General features: G+C 30.9%; 23 protein-coding genes and 1 riboswitch. Of the genes, 1 reads left to right on the top strand and 22 read right to left on the bottom strand.

Annotation, left to right across the window (positions count from 1 at the left end; genetic code table 11):
• Nucleotides 1–6 precede the first annotated feature (6 nt).
• From fabZ to AXY43_RS20325, 8 genes are all read right to left on the bottom strand, one after another.
• Nucleotides 7–435 (bottom strand): 3-hydroxyacyl-ACP dehydratase FabZ, encoded by a 429-nt coding sequence (gene fabZ, locus AXY43_RS20360; RefSeq protein WP_011968417.1) that lies wholly within the window; start codon nucleotides 433–435, stop codon nucleotides 7–9.
• A gap of 3 nt (nucleotides 436–438) precedes the next feature.
• Nucleotides 439–954 (bottom strand): acetyl-CoA carboxylase biotin carboxyl carrier protein, encoded by a 516-nt coding sequence (gene accB / locus AXY43_RS20355; protein WP_039771297.1) that lies wholly within the window; start codon nucleotides 952–954, stop codon nucleotides 439–441.
• Between the two features lie 350 nt (nucleotides 955–1,304).
• A complete protein-coding gene (gene fabF / locus AXY43_RS20350) occupies nucleotides 1,305–2,540 on the bottom strand; it encodes a beta-ketoacyl-ACP synthase II (RefSeq protein ID WP_039771299.1) in 1,236 nt (411 codons plus the stop codon).
• Nucleotides 2,541–2,557: 17 nt separating this feature from the next.
• On the bottom strand, nucleotides 2,558–3,298 hold the full coding sequence (fabG, locus tag AXY43_RS20345; protein WP_105412051.1) for a 3-oxoacyl-[acyl-carrier-protein] reductase: 741 nt from the start codon (nucleotides 3,296–3,298) through the stop codon (nucleotides 2,558–2,560).
• Nucleotides 3,299–3,481: 183 nt separating this feature from the next.
• Nucleotides 3,482–4,420 (bottom strand): ACP S-malonyltransferase, encoded by a 939-nt coding sequence (gene fabD, locus AXY43_RS20340; protein ID WP_105412050.1) that lies wholly within the window; start codon nucleotides 4,418–4,420, stop codon nucleotides 3,482–3,484.
• A complete protein-coding gene (fabK, locus tag AXY43_RS20335; protein ID WP_011968412.1) occupies nucleotides 4,413–5,354 on the bottom strand; it encodes an enoyl-[acyl-carrier-protein] reductase FabK in 942 nt (313 codons plus the stop codon). Before fabK ends, fabD begins: the two co-directional genes overlap by 8 nt.
• A gap of 353 nt (nucleotides 5,355–5,707) precedes the next feature.
• A complete protein-coding gene (locus AXY43_RS20330) occupies nucleotides 5,708–6,679 on the bottom strand; it encodes a beta-ketoacyl-ACP synthase III (RefSeq protein ID WP_105412049.1) in 972 nt (323 codons plus the stop codon).
• 14 nt (nucleotides 6,680–6,693) lie between these two features.
• Nucleotides 6,694–7,143, bottom strand: a complete 450-nt coding sequence (locus AXY43_RS20325; RefSeq protein ID WP_011968410.1) for a MarR family winged helix-turn-helix transcriptional regulator — start codon at nucleotides 7,141–7,143, stop codon at nucleotides 6,694–6,696.
• A gap of 494 nt (nucleotides 7,144–7,637) precedes the next feature.
• Here AXY43_RS20325 and AXY43_RS20320 point away from each other — a divergent pair, with 494 nt between their 5' ends.
• A complete protein-coding gene (locus AXY43_RS20320) occupies nucleotides 7,638–8,249 on the top strand; it encodes a hypothetical protein (protein WP_023973448.1) in 612 nt (203 codons plus the stop codon).
• A gap of 293 nt (nucleotides 8,250–8,542) precedes the next feature.
• On the opposite strand, the gene AXY43_RS20315 is transcribed toward AXY43_RS20320, so the two are convergent.
• From AXY43_RS20315 to purE, 14 genes are all read right to left on the bottom strand, one after another.
• Complete coding sequence (locus AXY43_RS20315) at nucleotides 8,543–9,076, bottom strand: hypothetical protein (protein WP_105412048.1); 534 nt, start codon at nucleotides 9,074–9,076, stop codon at nucleotides 8,543–8,545.
• A gap of 810 nt (nucleotides 9,077–9,886) precedes the next feature.
• On the bottom strand, nucleotides 9,887–10,816 hold the full coding sequence (locus tag AXY43_RS20310) for a tetratricopeptide repeat protein (RefSeq protein WP_105412047.1): 930 nt from the start codon (nucleotides 10,814–10,816) through the stop codon (nucleotides 9,887–9,889).
• A gap of 117 nt (nucleotides 10,817–10,933) precedes the next feature.
• Nucleotides 10,934–11,392, bottom strand: a complete 459-nt coding sequence (locus tag AXY43_RS20305; protein WP_023973450.1) for a HepT-like ribonuclease domain-containing protein — start codon at nucleotides 11,390–11,392, stop codon at nucleotides 10,934–10,936.
• On the bottom strand, nucleotides 11,376–11,816 hold the full coding sequence (locus tag AXY43_RS20300) for a nucleotidyltransferase domain-containing protein (protein ID WP_242986224.1): 441 nt from the start codon (nucleotides 11,814–11,816) through the stop codon (nucleotides 11,376–11,378). Before AXY43_RS20300 ends, AXY43_RS20305 begins: the two co-directional genes overlap by 17 nt.
• 190 nt (nucleotides 11,817–12,006) lie before the next feature.
• The gene (locus AXY43_RS20295) at nucleotides 12,007–14,316 is read right to left on the bottom strand and encodes a M56 family metallopeptidase (RefSeq protein ID WP_105412045.1); all 2,310 of its coding nucleotides are present in this window, start codon (nucleotides 14,314–14,316) and stop codon (nucleotides 12,007–12,009) included.
• A gap of 4 nt (nucleotides 14,317–14,320) precedes the next feature.
• Entirely contained in the window at nucleotides 14,321–14,689 is a 369-nt protein-coding gene (locus tag AXY43_RS20290; RefSeq protein ID WP_077304961.1) for a BlaI/MecI/CopY family transcriptional regulator, read from the bottom strand.
• Nucleotides 14,690–15,431: 742 nt separating this feature from the next.
• A complete protein-coding gene (locus AXY43_RS20285) occupies nucleotides 15,432–15,734 on the bottom strand; it encodes a hypothetical protein (RefSeq protein WP_017210862.1) in 303 nt (100 codons plus the stop codon).
• Nucleotides 15,735–16,093: 359 nt separating this feature from the next.
• A riboswitch (cyclic di-GMP riboswitch) is annotated at nucleotides 16,094–16,176 on the bottom strand.
• 241 nt (nucleotides 16,177–16,417) lie between these two features.
• The gene (gene purD / locus AXY43_RS20280) at nucleotides 16,418–17,668 is read right to left on the bottom strand and encodes a phosphoribosylamine--glycine ligase (protein WP_087702165.1); all 1,251 of its coding nucleotides are present in this window, start codon (nucleotides 17,666–17,668) and stop codon (nucleotides 16,418–16,420) included.
• 415 nt (nucleotides 17,669–18,083) lie between these two features.
• On the bottom strand, nucleotides 18,084–19,592 hold the full coding sequence (purH, locus tag AXY43_RS20275) for a bifunctional phosphoribosylaminoimidazolecarboxamide formyltransferase/IMP cyclohydrolase (protein ID WP_077830740.1): 1,509 nt from the start codon (nucleotides 19,590–19,592) through the stop codon (nucleotides 18,084–18,086).
• Between the two features lie 13 nt (nucleotides 19,593–19,605).
• Entirely contained in the window at nucleotides 19,606–20,217 is a 612-nt protein-coding gene (purN, locus tag AXY43_RS20270; protein WP_039770439.1) for a phosphoribosylglycinamide formyltransferase, read from the bottom strand.
• Nucleotides 20,205–21,206: a phosphoribosylformylglycinamidine cyclo-ligase gene (gene purM, locus AXY43_RS20265; protein ID WP_011968400.1), complete on the bottom strand. Its 1,002-nt coding sequence runs from the start codon at nucleotides 21,204–21,206 to the stop codon at nucleotides 20,205–20,207. Before purM ends, purN begins: the two co-directional genes overlap by 13 nt.
• A gap of 69 nt (nucleotides 21,207–21,275) precedes the next feature.
• Nucleotides 21,276–22,691: an amidophosphoribosyltransferase gene (purF, locus tag AXY43_RS20260; protein WP_039770442.1), complete on the bottom strand. Its 1,416-nt coding sequence runs from the start codon at nucleotides 22,689–22,691 to the stop codon at nucleotides 21,276–21,278.
• Between the two features lie 257 nt (nucleotides 22,692–22,948).
• On the bottom strand, nucleotides 22,949–23,656 hold the full coding sequence (gene purC / locus AXY43_RS20255; RefSeq protein ID WP_011968398.1) for a phosphoribosylaminoimidazolesuccinocarboxamide synthase: 708 nt from the start codon (nucleotides 23,654–23,656) through the stop codon (nucleotides 22,949–22,951).
• Nucleotides 23,656–24,135: a 5-(carboxyamino)imidazole ribonucleotide mutase gene (gene purE / locus AXY43_RS20250; RefSeq protein ID WP_017210869.1), complete on the bottom strand. Its 480-nt coding sequence runs from the start codon at nucleotides 24,133–24,135 to the stop codon at nucleotides 23,656–23,658. Before purE ends, purC begins: the two co-directional genes overlap by 1 nt.
• Between the last annotated feature and the right edge of the window lie 127 nt (nucleotides 24,136–24,262).

Genomic DNA, 24,262 nt, shown 5'->3' with positions numbered 1-24,262 from the left:
CCTATCCTACTGCAACGCAAAAAGTATTTCAGCTTCACAAACTGTTTTTCCATCTACTGAGGCAATCCCTTTTCCAATACCTATAGGTCCTTTAATCTTAATAATTTCACAATATAAATCAAGCTTATCTCCAGGTACAACTTTTCCTTTAAATCTAACTTTATTGATACCTGCAAATAATGGAGTCTTACCTTTAAATCTTTCCATTGAAAGAATAGCAACTGTTCCTGTTTGAGCTAAAGCTTCAACTTGAAGTACTCCTGGCATAATTGGTTCTTCTGGATAATGCCCTTGAAAGAATGCTTCATTTGCAGAAACATTTTTATATCCTCTTACAAATTGTTTTTCTTCTATTTCCATTTCAGTTACTCTATCTATTAAAAGCATTGGGTATCTATGTGGTATAATTTTTTTTATTTCATTTATGTTAAGCATTAATTATTCCCCCTTAACCTTAAATAATGGCTGGCCATATTCTACCATATCTCCGTCATTAGCTAAGCGTTCTACTATTACTCCATTATATTCGCTTTCGATTTCATTCATAAGTTTCATAGCTTCTATAATGCAAATAACCTTTCCCTTAGAAACTGTGCCGCCAACTTCTACGAAAGGTGAGCTTTCTGGTGATGCTGAAGAGTAAAATGTTCCAACCATAGGAGAAGTTATAATACTTACATCCTTATCGTCTATAACTACTTCTTTTTCAGCAGCCTTTACTTCTTCTTTCTCCACTATATGATTTTCTGATCTTTCTACTGAACTAAGTGAACTAGCAGCAGTGTTAACCTGATTGTTTACAGCTGGAGTATAATTTCCTGAGCCATTATCAGCTAATCCTCTAGTTAATGATTTATCCATCTTTATATGATCATTTCCACTTTGAAGCTCAAAAAAGGCTAAACTTGAAGAGTCAACCAATTTAACAAGCTCTTTAATTTTTTCAAAGTCCATAAAAATATCCTCCTCTTATATATGTTGCAATTCACAATTCATAATTTAATTCACAATGCACAATTCACAATTCACAGCTTAATGCACAATGCTCAATTATCAATTCACATTTCAATTCACAATTATCATTTCACAATGCATAATTGCATATGAAATTCTTGTAATATTTTTAGAATTATTCTTAGGAATTATTTTCTGCAATGTATATATATATCTTATTCAAAAATATTATTTATATATTTTATGCCGTACTAAGTCACATTCAAAAGTTAATATTTCTTATTAACTGCATTTAACTTTTCTGGCATAAAATATATGTAACACTTTTTATTTTACCAAATATATCTTTATTATTTCCACTTTTTCAAAAGTAAAGTGGCATTATGTCCACCAAAGCCTAAAGAGTTAGTAAGTGCATATTCTAAATCTTGCTTTCTTCCAACGTTAGGCACATAATCTAAATCTAATTCTTCATCTTTTGTTTTATATCCGATTGTTGGCGGGATAAATCCTTCTTCAAGAGCCTTTGCACATATTATTGCTTCTATTGCTCCTGCTGCTCCTAAAAGATGACCTGTCATAGATTTTGTTGAAGATATTGGAACTTTGTATGCTTCTTCTCCAAACGCTTTTTTAATAGCTGCTGTTTCAAATTTATCATTTAATTCTGTTGAAGTTCCATGAGCATTTATATAAGAAACTTGTTCTGGTTTAATTCCTGCCTCTTGCAACGCATCAGCCATAGCTCTTGAAGCTCCTGCTCCTTCTGGATCTGGAGATGTAATATGATATGCATCACAAGTTGATCCATATCCTACAACTTCAGCTATGATGTTTGCACCTCTAGCTTCAGCATGTTCTAAAGATTCAAGAATTACAACTCCTGCACCTTCTCCCATTACAAATCCACCTCTTTCCTTATCGAAAGGGATAGAAGCTCTTTCTGGATCATTTCCTGAATTTAATGCCTTCATACTATGGAATCCAGTAACTCCAAGTCTAGTTATAGGTGCTTCTGCTCCACCTGCAAGCATTACATCTGCATAACCATGTTTTATTGTTCTAAATGCATCACCAATATTGTTTGTTCCTGTTGCACAAGCAGTTACTGCTGATGTACATGGTCCTCTTAATCCATATTTAATAGCTACATTTCCTGCACCTAAATTTATTATTGTCATAGGAACGAAAAATGGAGATACTCTTTTAGACTTTCCAGTTGCAATTTTAGTACATTCAGTTTCAATAGTTTCAAATCCACCTATACCAGATCCAAGCATTACTCCAAATCTTTCTAGATTTTCTTTTTCTAAATCTATTCCTGAATTCTTTATTGCTTCATCTGATGCAACCAAAGCAAATTGAGCAAATCTATCTAATCTCTTTGCTTCTTTCTTACCTATTAAAGTATCTGGATCAAAGCCCTTAACTTCTGCTGCTATTTTTACATCTACTAAATCTTTATCAACTAAAGTTATATAATCTATTCCTAGCTTTCCGCTTTTTGCATTATCCCAAAACGTACTTACATCATTTCCTATCGGAGTCAGAGCTCCCATCCCCGTAATTACTACTCTTCTTTCCATAAATCAAACTTCCTCCATTACATTAACATTCCACCGTCAACCTGGATAACTTGCCCTGTAACATAATCTGCACTTTCACTTGCAAGGAAAGCTACAACATTTGCTACATCACTTGCTTTTCCTAATCTCTTAAGCGGTATAGTCTTCTTCATCTCTTCTTTGTATTTATCTGCTAGAGCTTCTGTCATATCTGTTTCGATATATCCTGGTGCTACTGCATTTACAGTGATTCCTCTTGAACCAACTTCTCTAGCTAATGATTTTGTCATTCCAATTACTCCAGCTTTAGACGCAGAATAATTTACTTGACCTGCATTTCCAGTAATTCCAACTACTGATGAAAGATTTATTATCTTTCCATGTTTTTGTTTCATCATAATTGGAGTTATAGCTTTTAAGCAGTTAAACACACCTTTTAGATTAACATCAATAACATTATCAAAATCTGCTTCTTTCATTCTGATTATTAATGCATCTTTTGTGATTCCTGCATTATTTACCATTATATCTATAGTGCCAAATTTTTCTTTAGCAGAATTGATAAGATTATCAACTTCTTCTGACTTAGATATATCACCTTTTACACATAAAGTTTCTACACCCATGCCTTTTATTTCATTTTCAACTTCTAATGCTTCTTTTTCATTACTTCTATAATTTAAAACTATATTAGCTCCAAGAGATGCAAGCTTTAAAGCTATTGCCTTTCCAATTCCTCTTGATGCTCCTGTAACTATTGCACATTTTCCTTTTAGCATAAAATCCTCCTTTTTAATTCACAATGCTCAGTTCACAATTCACAATTAAGGATAAAATTTCTTTCAGAAATTTATTAAAATCACGCAGTGATTTTCTCCACAATTGTGCATTGTGCATTGTGAATTGTGCATTAATATCCAATTATTAATATTGAATTGCGCATTCTATAAACAACCTAGCTATCAGCCATTAATTTTTTCAATTGTATTTTTCAATGAATCCATATCCTCAACATTTAAAAGACTTGCACTCTTATTTATTTTCTTAACAAATCCTCTAAGTGCTTTTCCAGGACCTACTTCTATGAATGTATCAACGCCGCTATCTATCATATGATTTATAGTCTTTTCAAAAAGGACTGATGTTCTTATATGTCTCTTTAATAATTCTTTAACATCATCTTCTTTTTCATAAGGAAGCCCTTTAACATTTGAATAAACTACTTTGTCAAGTTCTTTAATATCAACATTTTTTATAGTATTAAAGAATTCTTCACTTGCAGGCTCAAGAAGGGAACTATGAAATGGTCCACTAACCTTTAGTGGAATTCCAAGGCCTCCTAATTCTTTTGCAATTTTTACTGCTTCATCGATTGCTTTGTTTTCTCCTGAAATAACTACTTGGCCTGGGCAGTTATAGTTAGCCCCTTCAACTATTCCAAATTCACCTGCTCTAGTTAATAATTCCTGTATCTTTTCATCATTTAATTTTAACACAGCAGCCATTTTTCCAAGGCCTTCTGGTAGCGCACTACCCATTATTCTTCCTCTTTCTTTTATAAGAAGTAATCCTTCTTCTAAAGAAAGTGCTCCACCGTATATTAACGCTGCATATTCTCCTAAGCTAAGGCCTGCTGCATAATCTGCTTCAATGCCATTTATCTCTAGTGCTTTTAACGCGATAAGTGATGCAACAAGTATTGTAGGTTGTGCATTTTCTGTTGCTGTTAAAATTTCTTCTGGCCCTTCGAACATCATTTTCTTAATAGGCATATTTAAAATTTCTTCACTACGATCTAATATTTCTTTACATTCTGGTATATTATCGCAAAGTTCTTTTGCCATTCCAATAGTTTGAACTCCTTGACCTGGAAAAAGAAATGCAGTTTTACTACTATTCATGATTCCCTCCAAAACGCTTAAATATTTCATTTGATTCTGTAAATAATTCTTCAATCATTTCCTTACATGATTGTTCCTTGCAAATAAGTCCTGCTATTTGACCTGACATAAGTGATCCATTATCCACATCACCATCTACAACAGCCTTTTTAAGCGCACCAATTCCAAGCTTTTCTAATTCTTCAGCAGATGCTCCTTCTTTTTCTAACTTAAGATAAGTTCTTGCAAGCTTATTTCTTAGAACTCTAACTGGGTGACCTGTTGGTCTTCCTGTTACTTCTGTATCTATATCATTGGCTTTTAGTACTTTATCTTTATAATTTTGATGTATTGTGCATTCTTTTGCCACTAAGAATCTTGTTCCAACTTGAATTCCTTCAGCGCCTAGCATAAATGATGCAGCTACTCCTCTACCATCACCTATTCCTCCAGCTGCTATAACTGGTACGCTTACAGCATCAACAACTTGTGGTACTAATGTCATAGTAGTTAACTGACCTACATGCCCACCTGATTCAGTACCTTCTGCAATAATTGCATCAGCTCCTGACTTTTCCATTCTTTTAGCTAGTGCTACAGAAGCTACTACTGGTATAACCTTTATTCCATGAGCTTTCCATTTTTCCATATACTTTCCTGGACTTCCTGCACCAGTTGTAACAACAGATACGCCTTCTTCACATACTAATTCTGCTATTTCCTCAGCATTTTCTGCCATTAACATTATATTTACACCGAATGGCTTGTTAGTTAATTCCTTTGTTTTCTTTATCTGTTCTCTTACCCATTCAGTTGGTGCTGCCCCAGTTATTATTCCAAGTCCACCAGCCTCACTTACTGCTGAAGCTAAAGATGCATCTGCAATTCTCGCCATAGCACCTTGAAATATAGGATATTCTATTTTTAACAGGTCACATACTCTATTTTTTTCCACAACATATTCCTCCTACCATTACCAATCACAAAATATCGCTTAATGTACTATCTCTTACTATAATAATGGAACTTCCTGTATTTTAATCTTATCTATGTATAATAGCCATTTTGCCTATTATGATAAGTAATTTTACTATTATAGCATATTTTTATCAATGAGATTACTAAAAAGTTAAAAATAAGTTCATATTCTCCAACGTTTATACATTGGTTTTTTTATAAATATTAAATTGCATCTTGTATTATTTTAATCTCAAATGATATGATATTTATTTCCATAACCATTCCATTTTTATAGATAAATATATTTTAAAGTTAAATAATAAAAGCTTATTTAACTATTATTTTTAATTACCACTCAAGTAATGTTGCTGCATAAGTTAACCCACCACCAAATGCGACAAGAATAATTTTATCACCTTTATTTAGTAAGCCTTTTTCATACATTTCATTTAAAGCTATAGGTACTGTTGCAGCTGATGTATTTCCTACCTTTTCTAAGTTCAAATAAAACTTATCTTCGCTTAATTTCAACTTTTCTGCTGCTAATTTTATAATCCTATAATTTGCTTGGTGAGGTACTATATATTTAATGTCATCAAATGAAACATTAGTATCTTTCATAACTTCAGTAACGGCTTCATCTATTGCAGATACTGCAAATCTAAGTATTTCTCTACCATTCATATCGATAGTTCTTTTAGCTAATTTTTTTTCTTTTGAAAAAGGAGTATCAAAATCAGTAGCGCCTATAGTAAGTGCTTCCCCCTTTTTTCCATCCGCTCTTAAATATGATTTAATTATTCCTGGTGCCTCATCCCTCTTAAGTACAGCCGCACCAGCACCATCTCCAAATAAAATACAAGTGCTTCTGTCTGTCCAGTCTGTTACTTTTGAAAGAACTTCAGCTCCAACTACTAATGCATTTTTATAATTCATAGACATCATTAAAGCTTTAGCTGTCTCCAAGCCGTATACAAATCCTGAACATGCAACACTTATATCAAAACAAGCTGCCTTACTTGCATCTAAATTACTTTGAACTAGACATGCAACCGATGGTATAAACATATCTGGACTAATTGTAGCAACAATAATAAGTTCTAAATCTTTTGCATCAATACCAGCTCTTTCAAGGGCAAGCTTAGCTGCTTTTGTTGAGATATCAGATGTATTTTCTCCTTCTGAGATTCTTCTTTCTCTCATACCTGTTCTTTGCACTATCCACTCATCACTTGTTTCAACGAATTCACTTATTCTATCATTAGTAACTACTAGAGATGGAAGATATGCTCCAATTCCAGAAATTTTAATATTACTCATATTTTTCTCCTTCATTATACTAATTCATATTTTTCTTTAAAAAAGTTATTTATTTTACTTAAAGAAGAAATTAAAATTTCTTCTTCTTCTAACGTTAATCCTTCTATTGCATTATTTATCATTTCTCCATGAAATCTCTGATGGATTCTGAATGCTAACTTTCCTTTTCGAGTTAATTTAATAAGAACAACTCTTCTGTCTGTTTCTATCCTGTTTCTTTCTACATATCCTTTTTTAATTAATTTATTGATAGCAGTTGTTAAAGTACTTACTGTAATTTTTAATTTCTGCGCTACCTCTGACATTGTTCTTTCACTGTACATACCAATAGATTCTATAGTATGAATTTCTGTTATTGAAAGATCTGAAAGTACACCATTCTTTAAACTTTGCTCCTCAATTTGTAAGACATCATTAAATAACTGCACCAAAAGCTCGTTAATCAGTTTTGTTGATTTATCCATTTATCTGCACTCTCCATTTTGGCATCCAAAAATATCTTCTAACAAAAATTATATTCAGTGTTTATAAAATGAAAAATTTGGTAATGAAAATCTTAAATATCATACCAAATACGCAATCTATTGACCAATTAGACCTATGAAATAAAATAACAAGCAAACGACATAAAGATATTTTGTCCTAAGATTGGCTGAGGAAAGTTCATTTTGAATTCAGAATGAACTACATGAAAAGTTTCACTTTACTTTAGACAAAATATATAAACAAACATATTTACTTTATATTTTCTGAGTATGCCTCGCCTTTAATCAAAAAGTTTTAAAATCAAATAGTTTGATAATCAAAATATACTATACTCAAAATACATTGTCAAATTTTTTTCAATTTTTTCCAGTCTCTTGTATGCTTTTAATTAGCAATTTCATATGATATAATTAATTAAATTAGTTAATATTATCTATAATATTAATTTTTAAACATAGGAGGTGTACATATCATGACTAGAAAGTTAATTATAGCTACAGTTTTAATGTTAAGTACCGTAATGGTTTCTTGTAGTACAAAGCCTAGTGATTCCCCTAAGCCTAGTGATAATAACACTACTACTGTAGAGCAAAATAAAGACGACAATGGCTCTTCTAATGCTGATAGTAAAAAAGCTAATGAAACTACAAGCGATACAAAAAAAGTAAATAAGTTAAAACTTTCTATATATAGTATAGATGATAACTCTTTGGAACCAAATCAATCAGGTACTATTGAGGTAAATGAAAATTCAACTCTACAGGACAAGCTAAAAGAATTAGCAAAAGCTGTATCAGAGAAAAAATTTGACAATCTACCAATTGAAGTTAAATCTATAGATACTGTTAACGGCAAAAAAGTTGCTACTATAAACTTAACTGACTCAAATAATAAAAAATGGGTTCCAAAGTTTCAAGGATCAACTGGTGGTTCAGTTACAGCTAATACTTTGATTGAGAATTTCCTTCAATCTAATAACAAATCTAAAGGCGAATGGATTGATGGTGTGAAATTCCTATATAATAATGAAACAATAGAATATGAACATGCATCAGACTTATCTACTGTTAAGTATGCAAATTAATTACATTAAGTTATAACAAAAAGAAGCCAAGCTTTAATATTTAAAACTTGGCTTCTTTTGCTTTTTATTTTATTATCCAGTATTTCAACAAAATCTCTTCTTATATAATGGTATCTATTTCAAAGTTCTTCAAATTTTTCTTCATTAGAATATATATATGTTGCAAAAATAATTCTTCATCATAATTCTAAAAACATTGCAAGAATTTCATATGTAATTATGCATTGTGAAATGATAATTGATAATTGTGCATTAAATTGAGCATTGTGCATTTCAATATATATTTCAATCTATTAAGAAATTACTGTATATGTTTGAGTATAAGCTATTTGTTCATCACCTAATGTAAGGTAATAATATATTGGTATCATATACGTTGAATAAAATAACGTTGAAGCTTCTGGCACATTGCTTTCTATTGCTCTTACTAAGATCTGTTGGTGCTTTAAACTTACAATATAGCAAGTAGCTATAATTACAATTTGTTCTGAAAAAAACACGTCAGAAATTGAATTTGAATATTTATCAGCATGATTTACCAAATTAGTCCTAATAATTCTAAGTTGATCAATATAACGCTGCACATCAGTATCTAACTTCTTTAACTCATCAACTGGTGTATCTGGTTTTATATTATATACAGTTAAATTTGCCCGTATAACTTTAATTTGATTTAAGCTGTTAATAATATCCTCCTTATTCTGTAAATTAGATATTTTAGGGCCATACTGCTGAGGTATATTCGGAATTTGTGCATATGCTAAATTACTTGTGAATACTGTTATGAATACTACAAACGTTATCAAACGGATTATTATTTTACGCATTATTGTTCCTCCATATTATAACAAATCTACCTTATTTACAAAAAGTACTCTTTAAGTTTATCCTTTGTTATTTTAAATATTTTATTCCTAAAAGATAGATTATATTAATGAGGATATACGCACTACTCAAAGGGCATCCGTTCTATTGTTTCCAGTATTGTATAGATAAACCTACTAAGACCTGAACTTATGCATATAACTCGCCGAAATGAATAACATACTTTTGTTCCAGTTTCTAGGTAATTCTGATGGGTGATTCTAAGGCTATAAAGTTGCACCCAAAGTGCTAGCCTCAAAGAACAAGCTTTGAACTAGCACATTTGGAACAACTTATAGCCAAAGAATCACATCCATCAAAATTACCAATGAAACATTCCACAAAAGTATATTACCCATTTCTAGTTGGGATATATTTCATAGTATAAATCTAACTTATAATTGGTTTATCCATATGGATATCCAATTTAAGAATTCAGCTTATTAGATGAATGTATTTACAAATTTACTAAAACTTTAAGTTCATATCTTCACTAGAAATCATAAATATATTTGTGAAGAAAACATTTGAAAATGAGCTGTTAAAGGTTCTTAGCTGTAGGTTGTTCCATTTTAGCTTGTGAAGTGAGAGTCCAAAATTTTATTTTGGGTTCTCGAACTTCCTCAGCGAATGTAATGAGTCGAGCTTCCCTAGGAAAGTTGGAGCATGCTAAAGTGGGTATAACCTGCCGCTTAGAACCTTCAGCGATATTTTCATAGCTTTTCGGAATCAAAATATTTATGATTTCGGTAAGTTATAACATAAATTTAGTTTTAAATTTGGATATCTATCCAAAGATTCTTATATTCTTCAAGTCCTCTTATTGGATCTAATTCTTTGTCTTTCTTCATATACTCTAAAAAGAATTCATTTAATTCTATACTTTTTTCTACATCTCTTAATGCTTTTAAATTTTCATTTATATTTACATAATAGCAAGCTCTATTATAATATAGAAAACCTTCATCATCATTTTCTTCTATTCCCTTACTTATTACTTCAATAGCTTTTTTAAAATTACCTTCTTCTCTATATTCTACAGATAAATTCAGAAAACTATAAGGATAATTGGGATTTGCTTCAATAGACTTGTAATAATATTCTTTGCTCTCTTCTATCTTATTTAACTTATTTAAAATTACTGCTTTATTAAATAATATCTTGTAATGTCCATCCTCAATTTCTAAAGCCTTATTTATATAATTTAGCGCCTCAATATTCTCATCGTTTTCTTCTAAAATACAAGCTAGATTTGCATATGCCCACATATAATTAGGATTTATCTCAATAACCTTTTTATAGTTGCTTATTGCCTTATCCTTTTCACCTGATTCATCATATATATTGGCTAAAAAGAAATATGCTTTATCATAATTAGGATTTTTTTCTATAGCCTTCTCATAATATTTCTTAGCCTTTTCTAATTCATCATTTTCATCATATATTATTGCTAAGCCATAATATGCTCTAGCATCATCCTCATCTAATTCAATTACTTCTCGATACTTTTTCTCTGCATCACCAGATAATCCAATTTCATCGTAAATTAATGCCATATCCATTAGTAATTCTATATCTTCTTTTCCTATATTTAAGGCATATGCCTTTTGATAAAATGAAATAGCTTTTAATAAGTTATTTTCTGATCTTAAATTTCTCGCCATATTTATATAATTATTGTATAAATAATTCTTGTTTTCCATCTTGTTCTTCATCCATTCATTTGATTTGTTATATGCATACTTATGTGATACTAACCGAAAGAGCAGGTACTCATTGTTTCGGTTTCTAGAGAATTTGGTTGTGGATTTCTAAAAATATTATTTTTTATCTCTATATTTTAATATAACATTGTCCTTGCTTTCCTCTAAGAACAATTCAAAGTATGCTAATTTTTCCAAACAAAACTTTTCTATTTCGCTTTCACTTGTTTCTCTAATATAATAATCATGAGTATACCTATTTCTCAACTTAACTACTACTGATAAATATTTTTTTAATGTCTCATCAAAAAATCCAATTTCAGAAGCTTCTTCAATAAGCTTTAATGCCGAAGCCGAACTACTTATTTTCCCATCATTTATGATTATATAGCTCTCACACATGTCAATTATATATTCCGCAAAATCTTGAAAATAAGCTATAACAGCTCTTTTTATTATTTTGTTATTGGATTTCTTATATTCATTTATAGCTTCCTTTAAATTTTCTAAATTATCATAGGTAGCTTTATATTTTTCTAAAAATTTTTCTTTTTTATATCTAAAGTAAGGACTCATCTGTAATTCCTCCAAAATAACTATATTGCTCATCTATTTTTAATACTTTTTCAAAGTTTGCATTGTTCCTCGCATGTTTTAAAACATAATGCTGAAAATCATACCATAATTCTTCATCAATAATATATTTATTATTACTATCTGCTGCAAATCTTGCATACTTACTTCCAAAATCTTTAAATAAAACAAATGTCAAATGTATATTATCGTAGTTATAATATTGCTTTGATAATTCTATGATTTTATCTTCAATGTCTAAGGTGTCCATAAATGAAACTTTTGGTTTTACTACAACAGCTAAGTCTATGTCACTTCTATCTTTGTTCCAATACTCTGTTCTATAGCTCCCAAATTCAGCAATACAAACGATACTTTCAATTTTCTTTAATTCATTTAAAAAATATGATTCAGCCAAAATTATCACCTCTTTAGAATTATATCACTAAAATAATAAAATACTCAATTTATATACAATTGAGTATTTTATCATATTGAACTTATATATATCGCAATTTAATTTGCACATTTCACAATTCACAATTACGGCCAAAATTCTTGTAATATTTTTAGAATTTATGATGAAGTATTATTTTTTCAACATATATATGAAATATTTACTTTTTATATACGTCTATAACATTTTCAGTTTTATAATGACCGTAGTACCAAGTATTTGTATAAGAAGTTGATCTAAAATTCAAAGAATCAGCAAGCTTAGTTTCCACTCCATCCTTTGTCTTCCACAAACTAAATGAATCGCCATCTTTTCTTACAAATAATATTTGATTTTCTGATATATATTTTGGCATGAAATCAAATGATTTGTTATTTGTAATTTGAGTTATTTCTTTTGTTTCAGTGTTCACTTGATAAATATAATGCGGTTCACTTTCCCAGTTTTTCGAACTTTGTGATATGTCATCTTTTAAGGCATCAGCTCCAGAATATACTATATTCTTTCCATCACTGGAATAATCCGGTGTCATGGATACTTGATTTTCTGGAATTATACTTGTAAATTTGTTAGCTTTGATATCTAAAATTCCTAATGTCTTATTACTATACATGTCTCTATATTCACCATTGTTAACAGCAACCATGCTGCTATCTACTGGGTTTTGAGATATATTATCTTTATATGCTAATGCAATCATATTATTATTTTCTATAAATTTATTGTTTAAAAGATCATATACTGCAAATTCTGTCATATCTGCTGACATTGAGCCTGAATTAGGTTTGTTCCATATATACATATATCTATCATCACTTGATATCCTCTCAACATTAGGCCTTGATCCAATAGATTCAAATAACTCAGATGCTGTATACTGCTCTCCAATCTCTTTATCATTTCCTTCTTTACCTTCCAAAACAACCTTTTCTTCTTTAGTAGCTAAATCATAGCTAATTATACCTATTGATTTAATAGTTTTCCCTTTGTCTGTAGCAGTTTCTAGCTGTTTATTAGCATATACCTTATTTTTACTATCGCAATTAATATTAAAATAATCATACTCATTGCTTATAATATCCACTAACTTTTTAGTATTGGTATTATACATAGACATACCTTCATTTTTAGCAGAGCAAATTAAATTTCCTGAGTTATTCCAATCATATGACTCTACATTTTTAGCTACTTCAATTACTTCACGAGTCTCTATATTGCAAATATATAAATCATCTTCTTTAGTATAAGCAACATATAATCCATCTTTAGATATTTTCGGCAATTTAATTTTTTCATTTTTATCAAGAAGAATTGGGTTATTTTCTTTTAGTTCAGACATGTATAGCCCATCATTTAATACAAACGCTGCAAATTCTGTTGTTTTAGCGTTTTTAGGTGCATTATCATTACTAGCAAATACAGTTTTTGATGCAAGCAAACTAGTAGATGTAAAAATCATGGTTACCATAAGTGAAATACAAACAACTATTTTTTTTGACTTTTTAAAAAACACTATATTTTTCAAGCGTGTCTCAATCTCCTTCCTACTTTTACAAACTGATGCCCCTAAGCTTAGGGATTTATTCTGAGAATATTCTATTAACTCTAATATAATTTCTCCATAATATTTTCTTTTTGATTTATCCATATTCTTTATAAGTTGTTCATCTAAAGACAGCTCACAGATTATATTTATCCTATTTCTAATAATATAAACAATAGGATTAAACCAATTGATTATATTTGCTAAAAGTGCTGCTGCCTTCACCCATAAATCTTTACGTTTAAAATGAATTAATTCATGATCCAGTATTATTTCGAGCTTGTCCAAATTGTGGTCCATCTTAGGAATTGTGATAGTAGGTGTTAATATTCCTGTAATCATTGGACTTTTAATGCCACCGCATTCTTTTAGAATTATCTTCCTATATATATTTAATTTTTTCTTACAGTTTTCAAAAACATCAATTATTGATTTATCATCAACAATATCGCTTACACTTTTAAGTTTTTTATAAAAAGAAATATATACGTATGTCTCTTTAATTACTAATATGAGTGCACCTAATATCCATGCATAAAGCAGCATATTTCTATTCATTATTTTTTGCATCATACTTGTCTGCTTTAAATCCACTTGGCTTTGGCTTACAGGCTTAAGAGTACCATCCCCTTGCAAAACTCTTATCTCATCACTTTTATCGTTGCTCTTCAGCATCTTTTCATAATTTTGCTGCACCACCGTATTCGTATCATCCTGCATAAATAAATAATTCTTATGTTCCACTATTTGAGGCAGTTTAACAAAACTCCCAATAGGTATAATAAAAATTAAAAGCGTTATAAATAGCATATAATAATTCCAAGTGGCACTAAAAGTTTTCTTAGTAAATGGCCTAAATAAACAAAGTATTAAAAACATAACGCTGCCTGCTAGTGACATTTGCAGAATATAATTTAGAATCTCCATATGCCTACACCTCTTTGAGCCATTCTTTCAACTCTGCAATATCCTTATTACTTATTTTCTTATTATTAAACAATGTTGCCATAAAGTTTTTAACTGATCCCTTATGCATATCTTCTAAGAAATTATCAGTTTGAATAGCCTTATATTCTTCTTCCGTAATTTTAGGAAAATAATTATTTAACTTTCCTACTTTAGTTACACTCAAAATTCCCTTTTCAGTTAATCTTGATATCAGCGTCATTATTGTTGTTACCTTCCATGAATTTTCTTTTGGAAGCTCGTCTAGAATCTCAGCTGTAGTAATTTGATCATTCTTTTTCCATATTATTTTCATTATCTCCATTTCAGCGTCAGATATCTTCCCTAACTTCATATTCAATCATCTCCTCTATATAATTCTACAAGGTGTAGTATTCATGTTTTTATACTACACCTTGTAGAATTTCATGTCAATATATTCCTATGAATTTTTAATAAAAAACTTATTAGCATATGTTTGTTACAATTCACAATTCACAATTATGCCTAGAATTCTTGTAATATAAATAAATAGACTAAGACCTGAACTTATGCATATAACTCGCCGAAATGAATAACATATTTTTGTTCCAGTTTCTAGGTAATTCTGATGGGTGATTCTAAGGCTATAAAGTTGCACCCAAAGTGCTAGCCTCAAAGAACAGGCTTTGAACTAGCACATTTGGAACAACTTATAGCCAAAGAATCACATCCATCAAAATTACCAATGAAACATTCCACAAAAATATATTACTCATTTCTATTTAGAAAACATTTCCTAGTTCAAGTATAGTTTATGATTGTGTTATCTATATTAAAACTAAGAGTACATAAAAATAAGCTGTTAAAAACAGTTAATGCAGGGCTGGTCTCCTTTTGCTTGTCCTAATGAAGTTTAGAACATGCGCGAGAAGATCCCCCTGCATTAGTTGTTTCAAATGAATTTTTCATAAATCTACTAAATAAACATATATGTTGCAATTCACAATGCACATTTCACAATTATGCTTAGAATTATTGCAATATTTTTAGAAATTTTATGAAGAATTATTTTTGCATTATATATTATTGAATTAATATATAGAAATTTTTATTTTCTATTTCACTTTCCATTTATATCTCGTTTCTAAAAATTCCCCTTGCCTATCATATCCTTTTATATTATATCCCATCTTGTTATATCCTTGTCTGTCATATCCTCCACTATTATATCCTTCTTTATCATATCCATATTTATCGTACCCGTCTATATTGTAACCTTCTGTATTAAAATATGTGCCATTTTTATGAACCCCTTTTTTATCAAAACCCTCTTCATTAAATTTTGTACCGTTTTTATGAATTCCTTTTGAATCAAACCCATGTTCATCATATTTCTTTAACCTATTAAAAAATAACATAAAGATTGCACCTCAATTTTAATTTATTATCTATATACTTATTTATAGATATGCCAAGTGAAATCTAAACCTATGCATATAACTCACCGAAATAAGCATTATGCTGTTGTTCCAGTTTCTAAGGAATTATGATGGATGATTCTAAAATTACAAGTTGCACCCAAGATGCTAGCTTCAAAGACAAGCTTTGAACTAGCATACTTGGAACAACTTCCAATCTAAGAATCAGAACCATCAAATTCCTAATGAAACATTTCACAAAAGCATAATTCTTATTTCTAGTTAGTACATATTTCATAGTCTAGATATAGTTTATAATTGGCTTATCTATATTTGAGCCAGCAAAAAAAGACCGACCTTAATAAAAAGGTCGGTTGCACTATTAACTCATCGAATATAAAGTGCCCAAGTAAATATTCGAATCACAGTTTCCTTATATACATAATATTCCTATTTAATGATTATTTTAACATGCAATCAATTAGGAATCAATGAACAAATAGCGAATAAAATGACGCAATTTTAAATTTCAACATATATGTTACAATTCACAATTCTGGCTAAAATTCTTACAATATTTTTATAATTATGATAACGGATTATTTTTGAAATATATATAAGCTATTAAGCATTATTGACTAAAATCATAATAATACCTAATAGCTCATTTCTTTAATATATATTTATTTATGTGTTCCTATATCACTTCTACAATATGCTCCTTCAAAAGTGACATATTTAATATTTTCGTAAGCGTCTTTTCTAGCTTCTTCTAGAGTTTTTCCAAGACCAATAACTGATAGCACTCTTCCACCGTTAGTCTTTAAAACTCCATCTTCTGCCTTAGCCCCTGCTAAGAATACCTTGTCTTTAACTTTTTCATCAATTGTTATTTCGTATCCCTTAACAAAATCTCCTGGATATCCTTTAGATGCTAAAACAACATTTATGCAGACACCATCATTCCACTTAATTGTAGTTTTATCTAGTTCTTCTCTTAATGCTGCTTCAATGACTTCTACTAAGTCACTTTCCATTAGATAAAGAACTGATTGTGTTTCAGGATCTCCCATTCTTACATTATATTCTAAAAGGTAAGTTCCTTTTGCAGTAATCATGATACCAAAGAAGATTATTCCTTTATAATCAAAGCCTTCTTCTCTAATACCAATTAAAGTCTTAGCCATGATATTTTCTTCGAAATCCTTCATCACATCTTCTGTCACATAAGGATTTGGAGCTAATACTCCCATTCCACCTGTATTTGGTCCTTTACCTCCATCAAATATCTGCTTATGGTCTTTACCTGATATGAACGGAATTATTGTCTTCCCATCAGTTATAGATAGAATTGATGCTTCAACACCTTCTAGGAATTCTTCAATTACTATCTTTTGGCCTGCTCCATTGAAGATATCATCTACCATATAAGATTTTACTGCGTCTATTGCTTCTTCTTTAGTTTCACATATAGCAACGCCTTTTCCTGCTGCGAGACCATCTGCTTTAACTACTGTTGGATAAGGACAGACTTCTAAATATTTAAGCGCTTTATTGACATCTGTAAATGTTTCGTATTCTGCTGTCTTAACGTCATACTTTTTCATAAATTCTTTAGAGAAGCTTTTACTTCCTTCAAGCATTGCTCCATTTTCAGCTGGTCCAAATATCTTTAATCCTTCTGTTTTAAACTTATTAACAATTCCCTTTGTTAAAGGATCTTCTGGCCCAACTATTGTAAGGTCAATAATTTCTTCTTTAGCAAATTTAATTAATTCATCAATATCAGTTATGTTTACATTTTCGCATTTATTTTCAATTGCAGTTCCACCGTTACCTGGAGCAACAAATATTTTTTCAACCCTTTCACTTTTTGCAAGTTTCCAAGCCAAAGCATGTTCTCTACCACCTGAACCAATTAAAAGAAGTTTCATTTACATACCTCCAAAATAATATTCCGTTATAGATAAACAGCATACACTCATAGCCTATGTTATAACCAACCGAAAGAAAGGATACTCTGTTGTTTCGGTTGTCTTAGAGAATATAACTGTGGATTTCTAACATTAAACGTTGCGTCCATTTCTGCATGCTCCCAACACAAGATTGGGACAAGCAAAAATGGAACAACTTCTAATGAAGAAATCCTACAGCCATATTCTCAGATGCAACACTGCACAAAAGAGTACCCTTTCTTTCTAATGTGGGAGTCATTTCAAAGCATAAGTCTAATTCATAACTTGTTTATCTATAACAATTAACTTTAAAAAACACAGGGTTTTTATTATATATTTTCAATCCAATATATAATTTATTGGTTAATCATCTAATATAAATAACTTATTTATATTAATGTTTAAAGTGTCTATATCCTGTAAATACCATTGAGATTCCATATTTGTTACAAACGTCTATTGACTCTTGATCTCTAATAGATCCACCTGGTTGAATTATCGCTTTAATACCAGCTTTTGCTGCTGTCTCTGCAACATCTCCAAATGGGAAGTATGCATCTGATGCAAGGATTGTAGCTCCTTTTCCTCTCTTTAAAGCATCTTCTGTTGGCCAGATTCTGTTAACTTGACCCCCGCCAATTCCAAGTGCTATTCCGTTATGAGCAACAACTATAGCATTAGATTTAACGTATTTAACTACTTTCATTCCAAATAATAAATCATTCATTTCTTCATCAGTTGGTTTCTTTTCAGTTACAACTTTAATTTCTTCTACTAATTTATTATCTTCCTCTTGAACAAGCATTGCCCCATCAACTGTAACCATATATTTATCTGCCTTTGGAGTGTTATGGAATTTAAGAACTCTTAAGTTCTTTTTAGTCTTTAAAACTTCTAAAGCATCTTCATCATATTCTGGTGCAGCTATAACTTCTAAGAAAATTTTAACCATTTCTTCAGCAGTTTTCTTATCCACTTTTCTATTAAATCCAATGATTCCCCCAAATATTGAAGTTGGATCTACTTCATATGCCTTCATATAAGCTTCGTAAGAATCTTTTCCAATTGCAACACCACAAGGTGTATTATGTTTTAATGCACAACATGCTGGTTCATCAAATTCATTAGCGCATTTCCAAGCTATATCAACATCTTTAAAGTTATTATAAGATAATTCCTTACCATTTAATGTTTCAAAAGTATTCATAGCTCCATCAAGCATTGTTGATGCGTAAACAGCTGCAGTTTGATGTGAATTTTCACCATATCTAAGACTTTGCATCTTCTTATATGAAACTGAAAGATATTCTGGATATTCTTCCTCATCATCAGCTAACAAGAAGTTTGAAATAGCCCCATCATAAGCACTCATAAGATTAAATACTTTACCAGCCAATTTCTTCTTAGTCTTATAAGAAGTTTCCCCATTTGTTTCAATCTCTTCCATAACAACTTTATAGTCATTTTTATCAGAAATTACTACAACATCCTGAAAATTCTTAGCCGCTGCTCTAAGCATTGTAGGTCCGCCAATATCTATAAATTCAACCTTTTCTTCAAATTCTAAATCTTCTTTAACTTTCTCAAAGAATGGATATAGATTTACAACTACATAATCTATGGTATGAATATTTCTTCCTTTTAATGTATTCATATGCTCTTCATTGTCTCTTATAGCTAATATTCCAGCATGAACTAATGGATGAAGTGTTTTAACTCTTCCATCTAACATTTCAGGAAAATCAGTAACTTCATTGATTTCAATTACATTTAATCCATTTTCCTTCAAATATTTATAAGTTCCACCTGTTGATACAATTTCAACATCTTTAGATACTAAAAATTTAGCAAAATCTAAAACTCCCTCTTTATCAAATACGCTTATTAAAGCTCTCTTTTTCACGAAAAGGCCTCCTTTATTCTTCTATCTTGACTCTACCATCAATTACTCTGATTTTATTTTCGCTAATTAACTTAATTGCCTTAGGTAATATTTCGTGTTCTTTTTCTAAAATCCTCTTTTGAAGAGTTTCCGCATCATCTTCAAAATAAACTGGCACAACTTCTTGAAGAAGTATTGCACCACCATCAACTTCAGAATTTACAAAGTGAACTGTACATCCTGAAAATCTTACACCACTTTTAATTACGGCTTCATGAACCTTTAATCCGTACATTCCAGGTCCACAAAAAGATGGAATTAAAGATGGATGAATGTTTATAATTCTATTATCAAATTCCTTTAATATTTCCCCATCTAAAATTGCCAAAAATCCTGCAAGAACTATTAAATCAACCTTTCCCGTTGTTAATTCTAAGATCTTGTTAGAGGATTCTTCACCATATTCACGCCTATTAACAACAAAAGTATCTATATTATGCTTTTTAGCCCTCTCTAAAGCATAAATATTATCACGGCTTCCTATAACCATCTCTATCTTAACATTCATATAGTTACTTTCAACCGCATCTATTACCGATTGTAGGTCTGTTCCGCCCCCAGAAACCAAGACCGCTATTTTAAACAAATACCTTCACCCCCAGATGTTACGTATCCTATTTCATAAGCTTTTTCTCCCATTTCTACTAAAGCCTTTATAATAGGTTCCACATCTTCATCTTTAACAGCAAGAACAAACCCTATTCCCATGTTAAAAGTGTTATACATATGCTCCTTGTCTACACCTTTTTCAATGATTCTTTCAAATATAGCTGGAAGTGGATATGAATCTTTGTTAATTACAGCTGTGAAGTCCCCACCATTAAACATTCTTGGAACATTTTCTATAAATCCACCACCTGTAACATGAGCCATGCCTTTAATCTCATAGCTTTCTAACAATTTAAGTACTGGTTTTACATAAATCTTAGTTGGTGTAATTAATGTCTTCCATACTTCTTCACCATTAAATTCTTCATTTAAATCTGGGAATACTTTTCTGATTAATGAATATCCATTAGAATGTATTCCAGAAGAGGCTATACCAATCAACTTATCTCCATCTTTAATATTGCTTCCATTAATAATCTTATCTTTATCAGCTATACCAACTGCAAATCCAGCCATATCATATTCTCCATCTGAATAGAATCCAGGCATTTCAGCTGTTTCTCCACCAATTAAGGCACAGTCAGAATCAACGCATCCATCCGATATACCTTTAACTAAATCTGCTGCAACTTCAGCTTCAAGCTTCCCACAAGCTATATAATCTAAGAAAAATAATGGTTTTGCCCCATGGCATAAAATATCATTTACGCACATAGCCACACAGTCAATACCAACTGTATCGTACTTCTTGTTCTTAAATGCGATTTCTAGTTTAGTTCCTACTCCATCAGTTCCAGAAACTAAAACTGGTTTTTCATAGCCTGATGGTAATTCAACCATCCCAGCAAAACTTCCAAGACCATTTAAAACATATTGACTCATAGTTCTTGCTGCATATTCTTTTATAAGCTTAACTGATTTATATCCTTCTTCTATGTTAACTCCCGCTTCTTTGTAAGTAATCATTTATTAACTCCACCTTTCAAAATGCTATTGACATATTCAAAAAACAATAGATGAATGTGCCTTAGATGTCTATATCTCTTTCTCTACTGGTGTTGCAACTGGGTAAACTCCATTAAAGCATCCCATACAAAATTCTTCTCTATCACCGCAGCTCTTATAAACGCCTTCTTCACTTAGATATCCTAAATAATCTGCTCCAATCATATCTCTAATCTCTTCTATAGTATTATTAGCAGCAACAAGCTCACTTCTATAAGGTGTATCTATTCCAAAATAACATGGATACTTAACACTTGGTGATGCTAGTAAGAAACTAACTTCTTTTACACCTACACGTCTAAGTGATTCAACTAAATGTTTTGATGTAGTGCCTCTTACTACTGAGTCATCAATAAGTATAACTCTTTTTCCTTCTAAGTTTGATTTTAGTGGATTTAACTTTACTGCAACTGCTCTTTCTCTAATTTCTTGAGATGGCGATATAAAAGTTCTTCCAACGTATCTGTTTTTAATAAATCCAGTATCATAAGGTATACCAGAAGCCTTTGCATATCCGATAGCTGCTGGTATTCCAGAGTCTGGAACTGCTATAACAACATCTGCATCTAATGGATGCTCTTTATATAACTGTTCTCCTGCTTTAACTCTTGTTGTATGAACTTCAAGCCCATCAATTCTAGAGTCTGGTCTAGCAAAATATATATATTCAAAAGCACATGTCTGACATTTAGTATTTTCAGAATATCTATATGAACTTATTCCTTCACTGTCTATTATAACTATTTCTCCTGGTTCTATATCCCTTACAAATTCAGCACCTATTGCATCTAAAGCGCAGCTTTCTGAAGTTAGAATGTAACCTTCTTCAATTTTCCCCAATGAAAGCGGTCTAATTCCATGTGGATCTCTAGCCCCAATTAATCTATCCTTTGACATAATAGTTAATGCAAATGAACCTCTAACAGCTGACATAGCATCAACTACTGCTTTTGCAAAACCTTTTTTTGCACTTCTTGCTATAAGACATGCAATTACTTCAGAATCTGTTGTAGTATGGAAAATTTGTCCTCCATCTTCAAGCAATTCTTTTATTACATCTGCATTTACTAAAGTTCCGTTATGAGCCATAGCTATTGGTCCCATCTTTGATGAAACGAGTATTGGCTGAGCATTTTCAATGCCTTTTCCACCAGCAGTTGAATATCTTACGTGGCCTATAGCTATATGACCTTTTAGCTTTTGTAAATCTTCCTGCTTAAATGCTTCAGTTATTAAACCTAATCCTTTATGTATGTCAATTTTTTCACCATCTGCTACTGCAATTCCAGCACTTTCCTGCCCTCTATGTTGAAGAGCATAAAGTCCATAGTAAGTCATTGATGCTACATCTATTGGCTTATTAGTATATACTCCAAATACCCCACACTCATCCTTAAATTTATCATTACTTGGATCCATTATTAATTCAAAATTCGGATTACTCATCTATACAATCCTTTCACTAATCTATTTTTGAAAAACTTAAAATACATGAGAACTAATGCACAATTAAGGATGAAATTTTTTTTGACTTCTAAATCACATAATTCATCAAACTTCATCAGAGAAATGAGAATTCAAAATAACACTCAAGACTTAATGTACGAATTCTCAACCTTCCTCTGTGAACTTAGTTCCCTCATTGTGCATTGCTAATTGCATTCTAATATAAATTTTATAGTAAATTTGATTCTAAATATATACTACTTAGAAATTCTCTTTAATATTTCAACATAAGCATCTTTAACATTACCTAAGTCTCTTCTGAATCTATCTTTATCTAATTTTTCTCCTGTTGTTGCATCCCAGAATCTACAAGTGTCTGGTGATATTTCATCAGCTAAAACTATTGTTCCATCAGCACATCTACCAAATTCAACTTTAAAGTCAATTAAGTTTATGTTTTGTTCTTTAAATACAGCTTTAAGAGTGTCATTAATTTTTGCTGTCATATCATAGATTACTTTTAATTCTTCAAAAGTAGTTGCACCAATTCCAACTGCATGATAATCATTTATTAATGGATCTCCTAATGAGTCATCTTTATATGATAATTCAAATACAGTAGTCTTAAGCTTAAATCCTTCTTCAAGACCTAATCTCTTAGCCATGCTTCCTGCTGCAACATTTCTCACTATTACTTCAAGTGGAACTATTTCAACCTTTTTACATAATTGTTCTCTATCATTTAGTTTCTCTATAAAATGAGTTTTAACTCCTGCTTTTTCTAATATTTCAAATAATACTGAAGTTATAGCATTATTCATTATACCTTTGTCTTCGATTTGACCTTTCTTTTCTCCATTGAATGCTGTTGCATCATCTTTGTAATATACAATTACTTCATCAGCCTTATCTGTTGCGTAAATTTTCTTTGCTTTTCCTTCATATAACATTTCTAATTTTTCCATTATAGTTCTACCCCTTCCGCATTTTCCTCAATGAATTTTTTCTTCATATTTAATCTGAATTCTTTTAATTTATTTTTTAATTCATCATTATTAACTGATAACATTTGAACCGCTAACATTCCTGCATTGTAGCTGTTATTTATACCAACAGTTGCAACTGGGATTGATTTTGGCATTTGTACTATAGAATATAATGCATCAACACCTTCAAGAGCTGCCTTAACTGGAACTCCTATTACAGGAAGTATTGTCTTTGATGCTATTACTCCTGGTAAATGTGCTGCAAGTCCTGCTCCAGCTATAATAACTTGACATCCTTGAGCTTGAATTTCTTCTAATGTTTCTTCTAACTTTTCTGGCACTCTATGAGCTGAAAGTATAAACGCTTTGTACTCTACTCCAAATTCCTTTAAAGCATTTGCCGCTCCTCTCATTACCTCTGTGTCTGATTTACTTCCAAAAAATATTGCTACTTGCATTTTTAAGCCTCCTGTTTTTGTAATGTTCCTATTAATACATTTATATATTTCTCTTAAGGGCTATCCCCGCATTATAAGTGAGAGTCCAAAAAGTGATGCTCCAAATTTTGTATTTGGTTAGCAGAAC

The sequence above is a fragment of the Clostridium sp. MF28 genome (genome assembly GCF_002969175.1).
GTDB lineage: Bacteria > Bacillota > Clostridia > Clostridiales > Clostridiaceae > Clostridium > Clostridium beijerinckii.
The sequence above is the reverse complement of the archived record's forward strand: the minus strand, read 5'-3'. Positions and strand labels throughout refer to the sequence as shown.

Coding starts and splice junctions, on each gene's coding strand:
- purE (WP_017210869.1), bottom strand. CDS start 24,135: ATGCAAGTAGCAATATTTTTTGGAAGTAAATCAGACACAGAGGTAATG.
- fabF (WP_039771299.1), bottom strand. CDS start 2,540: ATGGAAAGAAGAGTAGTAATTACGGGGATGGGAGCTCTGACTCCGATA.
- AXY43_RS20285 (WP_017210862.1), bottom strand. CDS start 15,734: ATGTTATTTTTTAATAGGTTAAAGAAATATGATGAACATGGGTTTGAT.
- AXY43_RS20290 (WP_077304961.1), bottom strand. CDS start 14,689: ATGAAGTTAGGGAAGATATCTGACGCTGAAATGGAGATAATGAAAATA.
- accB (WP_039771297.1), bottom strand. CDS start 954: ATGGACTTTGAAAAAATTAAAGAGCTTGTTAAATTGGTTGACTCTTCA.
- fabG (WP_105412051.1), bottom strand. CDS start 3,298: ATGCTAAAAGGAAAATGTGCAATAGTTACAGGAGCATCAAGAGGAATT.
- AXY43_RS20295 (WP_105412045.1), bottom strand. CDS start 14,316: ATGGAGATTCTAAATTATATTCTGCAAATGTCACTAGCAGGCAGCGTT.
- fabZ (WP_011968417.1), bottom strand. CDS start 435: ATGCTTAACATAAATGAAATAAAAAAAATTATACCACATAGATACCCA.
- AXY43_RS20315 (WP_105412048.1), bottom strand. CDS start 9,076: ATGCGTAAAATAATAATCCGTTTGATAACGTTTGTAGTATTCATAACA.
- AXY43_RS20305 (WP_023973450.1), bottom strand. CDS start 11,392: ATGAGTCCTTACTTTAGATATAAAAAAGAAAAATTTTTAGAAAAATAT.
- purD (WP_087702165.1), bottom strand. CDS start 17,668: ATGAAACTTCTTTTAATTGGTTCAGGTGGTAGAGAACATGCTTTGGCT.
- purC (WP_011968398.1), bottom strand. CDS start 23,656: ATGGAAAAATTAGAAATGTTATATGAAGGAAAAGCAAAGAAAATTTAC.
- purM (WP_011968400.1), bottom strand. CDS start 21,206: ATGATTACTTACAAAGAAGCGGGAGTTAACATAGAAGAAGGATATAAA.
- AXY43_RS20320 (WP_023973448.1), top strand. CDS start 7,638: ATGACTAGAAAGTTAATTATAGCTACAGTTTTAATGTTAAGTACCGTA.
- fabD (WP_105412050.1), bottom strand. CDS start 4,420: ATGAATAGTAGTAAAACTGCATTTCTTTTTCCAGGTCAAGGAGTTCAA.
- purF (WP_039770442.1), bottom strand. CDS start 22,691: ATGAGTAATCCGAATTTTGAATTAATAATGGATCCAAGTAATGATAAA.
- AXY43_RS20325 (WP_011968410.1), bottom strand. CDS start 7,143: ATGGATAAATCAACAAAACTGATTAACGAGCTTTTGGTGCAGTTATTT.
- AXY43_RS20310 (WP_105412047.1), bottom strand. CDS start 10,816: ATGGAAAACAAGAATTATTTATACAATAATTATATAAATATGGCGAGA.
- AXY43_RS20330 (WP_105412049.1), bottom strand. CDS start 6,679: ATGAGTAATATTAAAATTTCTGGAATTGGAGCATATCTTCCATCTCTA.